15 protein-coding genes are annotated in these 13,343 nt (G+C 67.2%); all 15 read left to right on the forward strand.

All coding sequences use genetic code 11. From position 1 onward, the window contains the following. Positions 1-38: 38 nt before the first annotated feature. Positions 39-332, forward strand: coding sequence for a Gp49 family protein (locus RM532_RS08980; RefSeq protein ID WP_311652944.1), 294 nt, complete (start codon positions 39-41; stop codon positions 330-332). 188 nt (positions 333-520) lie between these two features. Next, complete coding sequence (locus RM532_RS08985; protein WP_311652945.1) at positions 521-745, forward strand: hypothetical protein; 225 nt, start codon at positions 521-523, stop codon at positions 743-745. 1 nt (position 746) lies between these two features. Continuing rightward, entirely contained in the window at positions 747-2,267 is a 1,521-nt protein-coding gene (locus RM532_RS08990) for a phage portal protein (protein WP_311652946.1), read from the forward strand. Next, a complete protein-coding gene (locus RM532_RS08995) occupies positions 2,230-4,440 on the forward strand; it encodes a ClpP-like prohead protease/major capsid protein fusion protein (protein WP_311652948.1) in 2,211 nt (736 codons plus the stop codon). Before RM532_RS08990 ends, RM532_RS08995 begins: the two co-directional genes overlap by 38 nt. 220 nt (positions 4,441-4,660) lie before the next feature. Beyond that, entirely contained in the window at positions 4,661-5,023 is a 363-nt protein-coding gene (locus RM532_RS09000; RefSeq protein WP_311652949.1) for a DUF2190 family protein, read from the forward strand. 12 nt (positions 5,024-5,035) lie between these two features. Beyond that, positions 5,036-5,344, forward strand: a complete 309-nt coding sequence (locus tag RM532_RS09005; RefSeq protein WP_311652950.1) for a head-tail joining protein — start codon at positions 5,036-5,038, stop codon at positions 5,342-5,344. After that, complete coding sequence (locus RM532_RS09010; protein WP_311652951.1) at positions 5,334-5,963, forward strand: phage tail protein; 630 nt, start codon at positions 5,334-5,336, stop codon at positions 5,961-5,963. Before RM532_RS09005 ends, RM532_RS09010 begins: the two co-directional genes overlap by 11 nt. Further along, positions 5,951-6,421 carry a hypothetical protein gene (locus RM532_RS09015; protein ID WP_311652953.1) on the forward strand — a complete coding sequence of 157 codons (471 nt, stop codon included), beginning with the start codon at positions 5,951-5,953 and terminating at the stop codon, positions 6,419-6,421. Before RM532_RS09010 ends, RM532_RS09015 begins: the two co-directional genes overlap by 13 nt. A 10-nt stretch (positions 6,422-6,431) precedes the next feature. After that, entirely contained in the window at positions 6,432-6,674 is a 243-nt protein-coding gene (locus tag RM532_RS09020; protein ID WP_311652954.1) for a DUF7210 family protein, read from the forward strand. Beyond that, on the forward strand, positions 6,671-7,453 hold the full coding sequence (locus RM532_RS09025) for a phage tail tube protein (protein WP_311652956.1): 783 nt from the start codon (positions 6,671-6,673) through the stop codon (positions 7,451-7,453). The genes RM532_RS09020 and RM532_RS09025 overlap by 4 nt, the downstream gene beginning before the upstream one ends. A gap of 72 nt (positions 7,454-7,525) precedes the next feature. Then, positions 7,526-8,053, forward strand: coding sequence for a DUF6631 family protein (locus tag RM532_RS09030; RefSeq protein WP_311652958.1), 528 nt, complete (start codon positions 7,526-7,528; stop codon positions 8,051-8,053). A gap of 77 nt (positions 8,054-8,130) precedes the next feature. Further along, positions 8,131-10,299: a hypothetical protein gene (locus tag RM532_RS09035; protein WP_311652959.1), complete on the forward strand. Its 2,169-nt coding sequence runs from the start codon at positions 8,131-8,133 to the stop codon at positions 10,297-10,299. A gap of 25 nt (positions 10,300-10,324) precedes the next feature. Then, positions 10,325-11,692: a DUF2460 domain-containing protein gene (locus RM532_RS09040; RefSeq protein ID WP_311652960.1), complete on the forward strand. Its 1,368-nt coding sequence runs from the start codon at positions 10,325-10,327 to the stop codon at positions 11,690-11,692. Next, on the forward strand, positions 11,689-12,747 hold the full coding sequence (locus RM532_RS09045) for a DUF2163 domain-containing protein (RefSeq protein WP_311652961.1): 1,059 nt from the start codon (positions 11,689-11,691) through the stop codon (positions 12,745-12,747). The genes RM532_RS09040 and RM532_RS09045 overlap by 4 nt, the downstream gene beginning before the upstream one ends. Continuing rightward, positions 12,719-13,189 carry an NlpC/P60 family protein gene (locus tag RM532_RS09050; protein WP_311652963.1) on the forward strand — a complete coding sequence of 157 codons (471 nt, stop codon included), beginning with the start codon at positions 12,719-12,721 and terminating at the stop codon, positions 13,187-13,189. The genes RM532_RS09045 and RM532_RS09050 overlap by 29 nt, the downstream gene beginning before the upstream one ends. Positions 13,190-13,343: the final 154 nt, after the last annotated feature.

A 13,343-nucleotide genomic window follows, 5' to 3' on the forward strand; every position in this document is an offset into this window, starting at 1 on the left:
ACGCAGGCGTCGACTAAACCCACGAAGGAGAAAGTGAAATGAGTGAAATAGAAGACGCTATCAAGAACAAGGGCCTCAACGCGCCGCGGGTGACGCCGGAGCAGGTCGAGGATGTGATCACAGGCGAGGCCTATCACGTATTCCCTGGCACGACATTGACGGTCTGCTGCCTAACGCTGGTGAATGGATTCACTGTGCTTGGCGAATCCGCGTGTGCAAGTCCGCAAAATTTCGACGAAGAGATTGGTCAGAAGATCGCCCGCGAAGACGCCAAGCGGAAAATATGGGCGCTAGAGGGTTATCTGCTGCGGCAGAAACTTTTCTGCGACTGACTCCGACTCCTCCGAGTGGCCGTTGGCTACTCGCGCACCCTGGCCCGCTTCGGCGGGCCTTTTCTGTTTTGGTCGGCCGGATGAATCCGGCCCTACAGGGGCAGGGGGTAGGGCGGCATTCATGCCGCCGGCTAGAAAGTCTCACTTTTGCCTGTAAATGAGACAGGGCGGCGGGGGAACCTCGCCGCATGAGTCAGACCACGCAGCAGCGGCTGGATGCCTACATCGACGCCGAGGCCCGCATCCTCAAGGGCCAGTCGGTGCAGTTCGATGGCGACCAGCTGACCCTGGCGGACCTGGATACGGTGCGCAAGGCGATCACGCGCCTGCAGAGTCAGGTGTCGGCGGAAAAGCGCAAGGCCGCCGGCGGCAGCCGTCTGAACGTCACCCTGGCGGATTTCAGCGGGTGCTGACTTGAACTGGCTGGATCGCGCCATCGCCAGCGTTGCCCCGGTGTACGGCAAGCGCCGCATGGAAGCGCGGGCGGCGCTGGGGCGCTATGAGGCCGCCCGGCCCAGCCGCAACCGCAAGCTGATCCGCGACCACGCCAGCGGCGACGTGCACGTGCAGCGCGACGCCGCGCAGTTGCGATCGTCCGCGCGGGATCTGGAACGGAATCACGATCTGGCGCGCGGTGTACTCAGCGTGATGACCCGCAACATCGTGGGCGCGCAGGGCATCGGTATCGAGCCCGCGCCCCGCATGCGTGACGGCAGCATCAACACCGACCTGGCCCGCGACCTGCGCGGCCTGCATCACGAATGGTGCAAGCGCCCCGAGGTGACCTGGTGCCACGGCTTCGCCTCCATGCAGCGGCTGGCCTGCCGCGCCTGGCTGCGCGATGGCGAGATGTTCGGGCAGTTGCTGTCCGGCGGGGTGCCGGGGCTGGATCACGGCACGGCGGTGCCGTTTTCGGTGGAAATGCTCGAGGCCGATCTGGTGCCGCTGGATTACGAATACCCGTCCGAGCGAATCCGGCAGGGCGTGGAGCTGAACGCCTGGGGCCGGAAGGTCGCGTACCACGTGTACAAGGGCCACCCGGGCGACGGTGGGCTGGTGTTCGGCAGCCTGTTCCCGGCGCTGAAACGCGTGGGGGCCGATCGCATCGTGCACCCCTACATGGCCGACCGCATCAGCCAGGTGCGGGGCGTGAGCATCTTCGCCTCGATCATCACCCGGCTGATGGACGTGAAGGATTACGAAGAATCCGAGCGGGTCGCCGCGAAGGTGGCCGCCAGCATGGCGGGCTATATCTGCAAGGGCACGCCGGACTTGTACGAAGGCCCGGCCACGGATGCCGAAAAGAACCGCCCCCAGATGAAGTTCTCGCCCGGCATGATCTTCGACGACCTGCTGCCGGGCGAGGAAATCGGGACGATCGATACCAAGCGCCCCAGCGACCAGGTGAGCGACTTCCGCAACGCCATGCTGCGCGCCGCTGCCTCGGGCGCGGACGTGGGCTATTCCAGCGTGTCCCGCAATTACGACGGCACCTATTCGGCCCAGCGGCAGGAACTGGTGGAGCAGTGGGCCGCCTACGCGGTGCTGGCCGACCAGTTCGTGGCGCAGTTCGTGCGGCCGATCTGGGAGCGGTTCGTGTTCGCCGCCGCCGCGGCCGGCCAGATCCGCGTGACGCGCGACATCGACGTGCAGCACCTGGCCGATGCCGACTTCCGGGTGCCGCCCATGCCCTGGATTGATCCGGTCAAGGAAGCCAAGGCGCTGAAGATTCTGGTGGATAACAAGTTCAAGAGCCGGCAGCAGGTTATCCGCGAGCGCGGCGGCAGCTGGGATGACGTGATCAGCCAGTGGGGCGAGGAAAACCGGGACGCCGGAAGCGAGGGCCTGAGCCTCGAACCGGACGCTGCGGCCGACGACCCAACCACGGAGCAGGACGATGACGAAGAAAGCAACAACCGACGCCAGCGCGCCTAACCCGTTCGAGGTTCGCGCCGCGCTGGAAGACGGCACGGCCGAGATCCTGATCTACGGCGATATCGGCGAGTCGATCTTCGGCAAGACGGTGGCCGCCCGCGAGCTGGTGCAGCAGCTGCAGGACATCGAGGCGGACGAAATCCTGGTCCGCATCAACAGCTACGGCGGCAGCGTGGCGGATGGCACGGCCATCTATAACGCGCTGCGGCGGCACCCGGCGGACATCACCGTGTCGATCGACGGCGTGGCGGTGTCCATCGCCAGCCTGATCGCCATGGCCGGCGACACCATCGACATGGCGGAAAACGCGCTGTTCATGATGCACGCCCCCTGGGGCCTGAGCGTCGGCAACGCCAAGAAGATGCGCAAGACCGCCGACCTGCTGGACAAGTTCGCGGACGCCATGGTCAGCGCTTACACCCGCGTGGTGGGCAATGACCGCGAAGACGAAATCCGCGATCTGCTCTATGACGGCGAAGACCACTGGTACACCGCCGAGGAAGCCGAGGAAATGAGCTTCGTCACCCGCGTGACCGACGCGCTGCCGCTGGCGGCGCATGCCGGCCTGGACCTCCAGGCCCTTTACGACCGATTCCAAGTACCGGCGGCAGCGGCCGCCCTCACGCCCAAGGAGGCACCCATGACGACCAGCACCAAGGGCCGCACTGCCAACCGGCCCAACAAGACCGACCCGAACGCCGCCGGCAACACGCCGCCGGCTGACCAGCCCAAGGCCACCGGCACCGACCCGGCGCCGACCCCGGCCCAGCCCAGCGCCGGCGGCCAGCCGAGCGACCCCGACGCCATCCGCGCCGAGGCCCGCCAGCAGGCCCTGGCCGACGAGCGGGAGCGGCGCGAGGAAATCAGCGCCATCTTCCAGCCGTTTGCCCACGTCGAAGGCGTGGCCGAGCTGGAGCGCACCTGCATGGCCGACACTGAACTGCCCGTGTCCGAGGCGCAGAACAAGCTGCTGCGCAAGATCGGCGAGGGCAGCGAGCCGCTGGGCGGTGCGCAGCACGGCAACGCCGGCAGCCTGCTGATGGGCGAAAGCTCGGAGGCCAAGCAGATCCGCGGCATGTCCGAAGCGCTGCTCGCCCGCACCGGCGCGAAGAACGACGACGGCACGCCCTTCGCCCATGACGGCAGCAACCCGTGGCGCGGCCTGCGTCTGCACGAAGTGGCCCGGGCCTGCCTGGAGCGTGCCGGCGTGAACGTGCGCGGGCAGAACCCGGAAGAGTTCGTGGGCAAGGCGCTGTCCACCCGCCCGCTGGGCGCCGGGCAGACCCGTAGCGACTTCCCGATCATCCTCGAGAACACCATGCACAAGCTGGTGTTGCTGGGGTTCCAGTCCATCACCCCGAGCTACCCGGCGTTCACGAAGATCGGCGACGTATCCGACTTCCGCGAATGGCGGCGGCTGGTGCCTGGCCTGATGGGTAACCTCGGCACGGTGAACGAGGCCGGCGAGTACCAGAACAAGAACCTGCCCGACGCCGATCGCGAGTCCATCGCCGTTGAGCGCCGCGGCAACATCATCAACATCAGCATCGAAACCATCGTCAACGACGACCTGGGTTACATCCAGGACATGGCGATGGGCATGGGGATGACCGGGCAGCGCACCATCGATCGCACGGTGTATGCGCTCCTGGCGATGAATGGTGGTGACGGCCCCAAGCTGGCCGACGGCAACAACCTGTTCACCACTGGCCGGGGCAACAAGGCCAGCAGCGGCGGGGCGCCCAGCGTCGAAACCCTGGTGGCCGGCGCCGACGCCATGGCCGCGCAGACCGCCCCGGGCGAGGATGCCGAGCCGCTGGACATCCAGCCCCGGGTGTCCGTGGCCGGCACCGGCGTGGCCCGGGACATCGGCGTGGTGGTCAACTCCAACTTCGACCCGGACGCCAGCAACAAGCTGCAGCGCGCCAACAAGGCCCGCAACCTGGTCGAAGACGTGGTCGGCAGCCCGCGCATCACCGGCACCCGCTGGTACATGTTCGCGGACCCGCTGATCGCCCCGGTGATCGAAGTGGTGTTCCTCAACGGCCAGCGCGAACCGCGCATCACCGAAGAGGAAAACTTCCGCACCAGCGGCATGGCGTGGAAAGTGGAGCTGCCCCACCAGGCCGGCGCCATCGACTACCGCGGCGGGTACACCAACGCCGGCGGCTGACCGCCCGGCGCCGTTACGCGGCAATCAGGGGCCCGCTTCGGCGGGCCCTTTTTTGTGGGCGGCACCCGGCCGGCCGGATGAATCCGGCCCTACACCGGGCGGGCAGTAGGGCGGCATTCATGCCGCCGGTAGAAAGTCTCACTTTTGCCTGTAAGTGAGACAGCCCCCGGCCGCAATCTGCCCCTATCGCAACGGTGAGCGATGCAGATAGGAGCAAGCCATGACGACGAAGTTCAAGCGGTACGGGGAAACCATTACCTGGACCAACGGCACCGGCAGTGACGTGGCGGTGAATGATCTGGTGGCCGTCGGCGGTGTGCTGGCGGTGGCGCTGGTAGACATTCCCGACGGCGAGACCGGCGAGCTGGGCACGGAAGGCGTGTTCGAGGTGGCCAAGGTCACGGGCACAGCCATCAACCAGGGCGACCCGATCGACTACGACGCCTCGGAAGGCGCCGTGTCGACCGGCATCACGGAAGCCACGGGCGACCTGAGCGACTGCGCGGTCTGCTGGGCAGACGCGGCCTCGGGCGATACCACGGCCAGCATCAAGCTGGGCCGGGTGGCGGCGGTCGTCAACTAAAGCGCCTGACCCGTGAGCTGGAACGAAGCCCGCGCCGACATGGTGGACCAGGCCGTCGAACTGATGGGCGTGGCCATGACGGTGACGCCGCCCGGTGGCGCTGCGGTTACGACCCGCGGCTACTACCGGGCGGAAGGCGAGATCCAGCGCGAGGGCGCGTACACGGCGGACATCGCCCCGGTGGTGTCGCTGCCGGTGGCGGATGTGGGCCTGCCGACGCGGGATACGGAAATCACGGACGGCACCAGCACCTGGCTGGTGGACGGCCCGGCGATCCGCAACGGCTACAAGGTGACGGTGGTGGTGCGTGATGCAGGTTGAAGTGATCAATACCCGCAAGGTCACGCGAAAGCTGGAGCAAATGGAGCGGCAGCTTTATCCGGCTGTCCTTCGTGTCCTTAACCGAACTCTCAAGCGAGCCCGGACCGTCGCCGCCAAAGACCTTCGGACGCAGCTAGGGTTGCCTTCCGCGATTATCAAGAAAGACTTGGTGGCCGACAGGGCGAGCAAGCAGCGCCTAGAAGCGAAGCTCGTAGCCAAAAAACCAAGTCCGAAAGGCAATGGGTTGCCGCTGCACCGCTTCAACGCGCGACCGCTACGTGGCGGCAAAGGCGGAGTGTCGTTCGCAACTGGGACCCCGGCGGGCCGAAAGAAGTTGGAAGGGGCTTTTTTCATGAGCCCCAAGGGTGGCGGTCAAATCATTGCGATTCGGAAATTCAAATCAACCGCCGGCGTAGCGCGCGTATCGAATGCCCCGGCCTCCAAGCGTGGATCGGGCCGAAAGGGGGGCAAAAAAGGATTGCAGTTCCCGGTTGGCCCGTCTATCGATCAAGCCTATCCAGTGGTGCGCCGGAAGGCGAGACGGGAGGCGCGGAAATTCATGTCGCGTGATCTCCAGCGTGAGATCAAGTATCGGACAGAAAAGATATGGACCCGGTAGCCCTCCAGGTGCTGGAAGCCATCCGCGATCGGCTCAAGGCGATCGACGGCAGCGGCGACTTCACGTTCAACGTGGGCGAGCGCGTGTACCTGGGGCGCCTGTTCCTGAACCCGAACGACATCCCCGGCATCAGCGTGCTCGAGGACGACGACCCGTTCGAGGTGGAAGACAACGGCACGCGCTACAAGGAGACCGGCACGTATCGCGTGCAGGGCGTCGTGGCGGCGGACGATGACAACCCGCTGAAAGCCGGCCACCAGCTGCTGGCGGATATGAAGCGCGCGTTGTTCCTGGCGCCCAACGGCCCCGAGTTCGAGAAGTTGGGCGACGTGCCCACCTCCATGACCTACACCGGCCGCCAGGTGTTCCAGCGCGAAGACGGCCAGCGACATTGCGAGGCGCATCTATTCCTGACGGTTGCCCATTTCGAGACCTGGGGCGACCCGACAGCCACGTGAGGCAGCAGCGATGAAACCGACGACACCCGAACGCCCCCGGCGCGGCCCGCGCGAAACCGTAACGCTGATCGCACCGCACCGGCACGGCGGCGTGGATCACCCCGAGGGCGCCAGCATCAAGGTATTCCCGCACCAGCGCGAGACGCTGGAAGCGGAAGGGAAGATCAAGCCGCGCAGCGGCGCCAGCAGCCGCCGTAGCCCCAGCGCCGGCGACACCGAACAGCAGGACAGCAGCGGAGGTAACGACGAATGAAACCGGCCAGCAATAACATCGTGCTCGGCGCGGGCTATCTGTATCTCGACAAGTTCGATTCGGATGGCAACCGCACGGGCGAGCGCTACCTGGGCGATACGCCCGGCTTCGAGATCGACGTGCAGTCCACGCAGGTGGAGGTGTTCGGAAGTGACGCGCCGATTGCGGAGAAAATCCGCGACATCGCCACCCAGGTGAACCGCACGGCCAACATCACCTGCCGCAACATCAGCAGCGACAACCTGGCGCTGTTCCTGATCGGCGAAGCCACCAGCATTGACCAGGGCAATACGGCCGTCACCGATGAGCGCATCACGGCGAAGACCGGCCAGTGGTATCAGCTGGGCCAGACGGATACCGACCCGGTGGGTGTGCGCGATGTGTCGTCGGTGTCGGTGACCATCGACCCGGACGGCGCTGCCACCTCGGCCACGGTGGATGACGACTACACCGTGGAGGCGGAAACCGGCCGGCTGTACATCGTGCCCGGCGGGGCCATCAGCGACGACGACGAAATCGGCGTCGATTACACCCCGGGCGACGTGGAGTTCAGCCAGGTGGCCACGGACAACCTGGGCGCGAAAGAGGGCGCCATCCGGTTTGTGGCTGCGAACACAGAAGGCGACAACCGCGACGCTTACCTGCCCAGCGTGACGGTGCGCCCGAACGGAGCCATGGCCTGGAAGAGCCGCGACACCATCGCCTCGATGAGCCTGGCCTGCGGCATCAATACCAAGGGCAATCTGTCGCAGGTGTACATCAACGGGCGGCCCGCCTGATTCAACTGACGCCCGCGCGCCGGGTGCCATCGCCCGGCGCGCGGTTGGCCCGACAACCCGGAGGCCGCGCCCATGGCCGAAGAGAATCCGCGTGATACGGATGGCGACGCCGCCATCCTGCAGCCCGACACCGACATCACCCTGGCCGGCGAGACGGTTACCGTCCGCCGGTTCCGTTATGGGGAAAGCCTGAAAGCGCAGAAAGAGGCAGAAGGCCTGCTGACCGCCCTGGCGGAGATGCCGGCGGATGCCACGCTGCAGTCCATCCTGGACCTCATTGCCAGCCACCCGGATGACTGGCTGCGGCTGATGGCGCGCAGCACCGGGCGGGATGTGGACTGGCTGGCCGATCTGCATGATGCCGACGGCCACAACCTGGCGTTGACAGTCTGGCAGGTGAACCAGAGTTTTTTCCGGTTGCGGCTGATGACGCGGGGCCTCAGCCGGACACTGCGGCAAGCCCCGTCGACATCCTCTGCGAGCTTGTCGAAGCCGGATACGGACCGTTCCACGACCTCGCCGAGCGATACACCCTCCCCCAGCTCCGGCGGTTCGCCGAGTGCCACCGCCGGCGCCGCCGGCACGCACGCGCCGAGCTGATGCACGCCATCAACCTGGGCATGGCCGGCGGGGAACAGGCGCAGCGCGCGATGCGCGAGCTGCTGGACGACTGACCCATGCCTGGCCGCGCGGACAACCTGGACCTGGCGCTGCGGATCCGTGCGGACCTGCAGCGGGCTCGGGAGGAATTGCGTTCCGCCGAGCGGGATCTGATCGAATTCGGCACCGCCGGCGACAAGGCCGAGACGGGCCTGCGCGGCATGAACCAGCAGGTGGACCGCAGCGAGCGCGGGCTGAAACGATTCAGCGACAGCGGCGATCGCGTGCGCCGAGTGCTGGGCGCGCTGGCCGGGGCGGCGGCATTCGGGGCGCTGGCCCGGGGCGCCGGGCAGGTGGTGCAGAACCTGGAGGAAGTGCAGCGCACGGCTTTGTCGCTTGGCGAGAGCGTCGAGGAAGTTCAAGAGCTTAACTTCGTGTTCCGGCAATTCGGCCTGGATACGAATGACGTATCGGACGCGCTGAACACACTGGCTGATCGAGCGCTGGATGCGCAGGGTGGCATGGCCTCGTTCATCGATGACTTCGCTCTGATCGGCATCACGGTGGATGACCTGCGCGGCAAGGATCCGGTGCAGCTGTTCGAGCTGTTCGTGGACCGCATCAGCCAGATCGAGGATGTCACCCGGCGCAATGCCGCGGCCGTGCGCATCTTCGGCGATGACCTGGGCCGCCGGCTGCTGCCGTTCCTGGTGGATGGCGCAGACGGGTTCGACAAGCTGCGGCAGGAAGCCCGAGACGCTAATGCCGTGCTTAGCGAGGCAGCGGTGGATGGCGCCGCCGCCGCGAGCCGCGAATTCCGCAAGCTGCGGGAGATATTCAGTGCGCAGTTCACCCAGGCGGTGGCAGGCAACGCGGACGAATTCCAGGACCTGGCCGAAATCCTGAGCAGCGATGACGTGATCCAGGGGCTGGAGGTGATCATCGGCGGGCTGGCACGGATGTCCGGCTGGTTGCTCCAGGTGACGTCGCTGCTGTCGGAAGCGGGGCAGGGCATCGGCGAGGCATTTGCCCGCGCTGACGTGGGCGCGGATAACGCGGCCGACCGGGTGGATGACCGCATCGCCGAAGTGCAACGGCGGCTTGAGGGCGACTTCAGTGGTTCCGGCCTGGCCGCCGGCCGCTTCGGCCCGGGCGCGGTCCGGCAGGGCGACGCCGCCGGCGCCGAGCGCGAGGCGCTGGAGGATGAACTGCGGCGCCTGCTGGAGCTGCGCCAGCGGCTGGCCAGTGAAGCGTCCGCCGCCGCCCAGGCGCGCATCGATGCGGAGGGCGACGCGCCGGAGGAACCGGAGAGCCCGAGAACGCCGAGCATCCCGAGCCTGCCGCCCGTCGGCGGCGGTGATGATGGTGACGACGCCGCCGCCGAGGCGGCCGAAGAAGCCGCCGAGGCCCGGCGCGAATCCGAGGAAGCGCTGCGCGATCGCATCCAGGCGATGGAGAAATCCCGGCGCAGCAATCAGGGCATGGTGGAATCGCTCGAGGAAGAGATCGAGCTGAGCCAGCTGGGCAATCGGGAGCGCGCGCAGGAAATCGCGGTGCGCCGGCTGAACCGCGACGCCACGGACGAACAGCGCGAGGCGGTGCGCGAACTGGCCGGGCGGCTGTTCGACCTGAAGGAGCAGAGCGAGGACACCGCCGAGGGCATGAGCGAGTTCTTTGCCGAGGCCGCGCGCGAGATCCAGAGCAGCCTGGCGGACTTCCTGATCCGCCCCTTCGAGGAAGGGCTGGACGGGCTGCTGGCCAGCTTTGCCGACACCCTGCAGCGCATGGCGGCGGAGGCCGCCGCGGCGCAGATCACGGACGCGGTGTTCGGTAGCGAGTTCGGCCAGACGGGCGACATCGGCGGGCTGCTGTCGCAGGGCGCCGGCTTCCTGGGCGGCCTGTTCGGCGGCGGTGGTGGCGGCTTCAACTTCAGCGGCGTCGGGGCGCAGGCGTCGGGCGTATCCAGCCTGCTGCCGACGTCGACAGCGTTCGCCGGGATTCCCGGCCTGGCCAATGGCGGCACGGCCCGCGCCGGCCTGCCGCACATCGTGGGCGAGCGGGGGCCCGAGCTGTTCATCCCGCAGATGACCGGGCAGGTGGTGCCCAATGGTCAGTTCAGCGCCGGTGAGCCGATCACGGTGGAAAACATCATCCGCACGCGCGACCCGGACACCACCGTGGAATCCCGGGCCGTGCGCGGCCGGCGGGCGCATCAGAGCCTGCAGCGCGGGCGGCGCAGCTTGTGAGCGTTCGCATGCGAACGGGTAAGGCATGAGCGCGGAGGATTACCCCGACTTCCACGACGTGCGCCTGGAGCGGGGCTACGACTACGGCGCGCGCGGCGGGCATGCGTTTTCCACCGACATCACCACGGTCAAGAGCGGCAAGGAATACCGGAACATCGCCTGGGCGCAGGAAAAGGGCAGCTGGCAGACCGGCGAGCGGGAGGTGACGCAGGCGGTGCTGGATTACCTGATCGCCTTCCACAAGGCGCGCCGTGGCCGGGCTTACTCGTTCCGCCTGAAAGAGTGGGGCGACTACCGCGCCAGCGACGAAGCGTTCGCCACGGGTGACGGCAGCAAGCGGACCTTCCAGCTGACGAAGACCTACAGCGACGACGGCGGCAGTTACACGCGCGACATCTTCCTGCCGATTGCGTCCGAGTTCAGCATGACGCGCACGCTGCCCGGCGGCAGTGCGGTGGCGTTCAACGGCTACACGCTGGACCCGATCGGCGGCACCGTGTCGCTGGACGTGGGCACGTCCTACGCCGAGATCACGGATCTGTCCGCCGTCGCGTCCGACAGCAGCTTCAACAGCATCGGCTCGGATCTGTCCGCCTTCGAGGTAGGCGACTTCGTGCAGGTGTCCGGCTTCTACAACGACGCCAATAACGGCGCGTTCAAGGTGGCCACGACCAGCGCGAACAAGATCACGGTGACGGACGAAGACGACAACGCCGTCACCCTGGTGGACGAAGGGGCCACCAGCACCCGCACCATCACGCGCGCCGAGTTCGACGACACCGGCAGCGACTTCGCTTTCACCGCCAGCACGAAAACCATCACCCGCAGCAGCGGCAACTTCGGCGACCTGGTGGCGGGCGAGACGTTCACCATCAGCGGCAGCACGGATAACGACGGCACCTTCACCGTGGCCACGGTGGTGAGCGCGCAGGAAATCACCGTCGATGAAGCGCTGACGGACGAATCCGCGGGCGCCAGCGTCACGATCAACCGCGCCCAGGTGCAGGTTAGCAACACCGACATCGAGGTCAGCAGCGCCGGGGCGTTCACATCCAGCGGCGAGGATCTGTCGGTGTTCCAGCCCGGGGCCGAGGTGACCACCGCCGGGTTCTTCCAGGGGGAGAACAACGACACCTTCACCGTCGATAGCGCCGCGGCCAACACGCTGACGGTGGACGAAACCACCACCCTGGAAGAGGTGGCGAACCCGGAGCGCACGATCGAGGATGAGCCCAGCGTGCCGGGGGCGGTGTTCGCCTGGTCCGGCGAGTTCGATCAGGTGGTGCGCTTCGCGCAGGACGAATTCGAGTACCGCTTCGACGCCTACCGCAGCACGCCGCGCGAGGCGATCTTCTACTTGTTCAGCCTGGAATGCGTGGTGGACCGGCTATGAAGGGCTGGACCCCGGCACTGGCTGACCACTACGCCCAGCGGGTGACCACCCTGGCCGACTGCTGGAAGGTCACCCGGCAGGACGGCACGGTGCTGGCCTTCACGTCGCATGAGCGTGACCTGACCGTGGACGGCGTCACCTACCAGGCCAGCACCTCGTTCACGCCCAGCGAAGCGAACAGCAGCGCAGAGCTGGCGGTGGACACCATGGAGCTGAAGTCGTGGCTGGAAGGGGCGGGCATCACCGCGCCGGACATCGAGGCCGGGCTGTATGACGGGGCGATGGTCGAGAACTTCGAGGTGGATTACACCGCCGTCGAGATCGATGGCGTGGCAACCGGCGGCGGCGACAGCAGCTTTACCACCGATGCCGATATCGACGGCGTGACCGGCTGGCAGGTGCGGTGGCTGACCGGCGCCAATGCCGGGGCCACGTCGGAGGTGTCGTCGGCCGGTAGCGGGACCGTGACGCTGGCCGGCGCGTTGGCCGAGTCGGTGCAGGCGGGCGACACGTTCCGCATCCTCAAGGGCCGCAACATCAAGCTGACCGGCTTCCTCGGCAACCCCCGCTGGACCAGCGAGGGCGAGGTGATCTACGAAGTGCGATCGCTGGCGCAGAAGCTCCAGCAGGTGATCGGCAACAAGACGCAGCCGACCTGCGTGAACCGCCTGGGCGATGAGTGGTGCGGCGTGGATCTGGACGGCCTGCAGGAAGCCGGCGCGGTGGAGACGGTGCACGGCCGCACCGCGTTCAGCGACACCACGCAGACGCAATCGGCCGGCTACTTCGCCGGCGGGCTGGTGGAGTTCACCACGGGCAACAACGCCGGCTATCAGCGCCAGGTGCGCACGTTCGACGGCGAGCGGTTCGAGCTGCTGGCCCCGTTCCCGTTCCCCTTCGCCGCGGGCGACCAGTACCAGGCCCGGCCGGACTGTTTCAAGCGTCTGATCGAGGATTGCCGCGACACCTTCGACAACGTCATCAATTTCCGCGGGGCGCCCTACCTGCCCGGTACGGATACGCTTTATGACTACCCCGACCCGCCCATCAGCTGACGCCATCGTGACCGCGGCACTGGCGTGGGAGGGCACCCCGTACCGCCACCTCGGCCGCACGCGCCGCGCCATCGACTGCGCGGGCCTGATCATCCTGGTGGGCCGCGAGGTGGGCGCGTTCGCGCCGGACTTCGATGTGCGCAACTACCCCCGCGACCCATCCGGCCGGCTGCGCATGGTGATGCTCAGCAGCGGCATGTTGCCCGTGCGCACGCTGGGCCACAGCGAGGACTGCCGGCGCGATGAACTGCTGCCCGGCGAAGTGCTGGTGATGCGCGGCAACGGCTCCGCCATTCTGGATTCGCATCTGGCGATATGGACCGGGCGGCATGTGGTGCATGCCTCGGCGCCGTTCAAGCGCTGCGTGCGGCACGGCCTGCTCAAGCCCTGGAGCACCTACGTCAGCGCCGTGTACCGCTACCCGGGGGTGACCTATGGCTGAGGTCGCACGGATCGGGCTTAGCCTGGGCGGGGCGGCGCTGTTCGGGCCCATCGGCGGCGTGGCCGGCGGGGTGCTGGGCAACCTGCTGTTCCCGCCCGAATCGCAGTCCATCGAGGGCCCCCGCGCCGAAACCACCGTCACCAGCTCCGCCCAC

It is taken from the genome of Spectribacter hydrogenoxidans (assembly GCF_031846275.1).
Lineage (GTDB): Bacteria > Pseudomonadota > Gammaproteobacteria > Nevskiales > Salinisphaeraceae > Spectribacter > Spectribacter hydrogenoxidans.

What these genes read in the sequence shown, in the direction of transcription:
- RM532_RS09000 (WP_311652949.1), top strand. Translation starts at nt 4,661, where the DNA reads ATGACGACGAAGTTCAAGCGGTACGGGGAAACCATTACCTGGACCAAC.
- RM532_RS09030 (WP_311652958.1), top strand. Translation starts at nt 7,526, where the DNA reads ATGGCCGAAGAGAATCCGCGTGATACGGATGGCGACGCCGCCATCCTG.
- RM532_RS09025 (WP_311652956.1), top strand. Translation starts at nt 6,671, where the DNA reads ATGAAACCGGCCAGCAATAACATCGTGCTCGGCGCGGGCTATCTGTAT.
- RM532_RS09050 (WP_311652963.1), top strand. Translation starts at nt 12,719, where the DNA reads ATGACTACCCCGACCCGCCCATCAGCTGACGCCATCGTGACCGCGGCA.
- RM532_RS08995 (WP_311652948.1), top strand. Translation starts at nt 2,230, where the DNA reads ATGACGAAGAAAGCAACAACCGACGCCAGCGCGCCTAACCCGTTCGAG.
- RM532_RS09020 (WP_311652954.1), top strand. Translation starts at nt 6,432, where the DNA reads ATGAAACCGACGACACCCGAACGCCCCCGGCGCGGCCCGCGCGAAACC.
- RM532_RS08985 (WP_311652945.1), top strand. Translation starts at nt 521, where the DNA reads ATGAGTCAGACCACGCAGCAGCGGCTGGATGCCTACATCGACGCCGAG.
- RM532_RS09040 (WP_311652960.1), top strand. Translation starts at nt 10,325, where the DNA reads ATGAGCGCGGAGGATTACCCCGACTTCCACGACGTGCGCCTGGAGCGG.
- RM532_RS09045 (WP_311652961.1), top strand. Translation starts at nt 11,689, where the DNA reads ATGAAGGGCTGGACCCCGGCACTGGCTGACCACTACGCCCAGCGGGTG.
- RM532_RS08980 (WP_311652944.1), top strand. Translation starts at nt 39, where the DNA reads ATGAGTGAAATAGAAGACGCTATCAAGAACAAGGGCCTCAACGCGCCG.
- RM532_RS09035 (WP_311652959.1), top strand. Translation starts at nt 8,131, where the DNA reads ATGCCTGGCCGCGCGGACAACCTGGACCTGGCGCTGCGGATCCGTGCG.
- RM532_RS09015 (WP_311652953.1), top strand. Translation starts at nt 5,951, where the DNA reads ATGGACCCGGTAGCCCTCCAGGTGCTGGAAGCCATCCGCGATCGGCTC.
- RM532_RS09010 (WP_311652951.1), top strand. Translation starts at nt 5,334, where the DNA reads ATGCAGGTTGAAGTGATCAATACCCGCAAGGTCACGCGAAAGCTGGAG.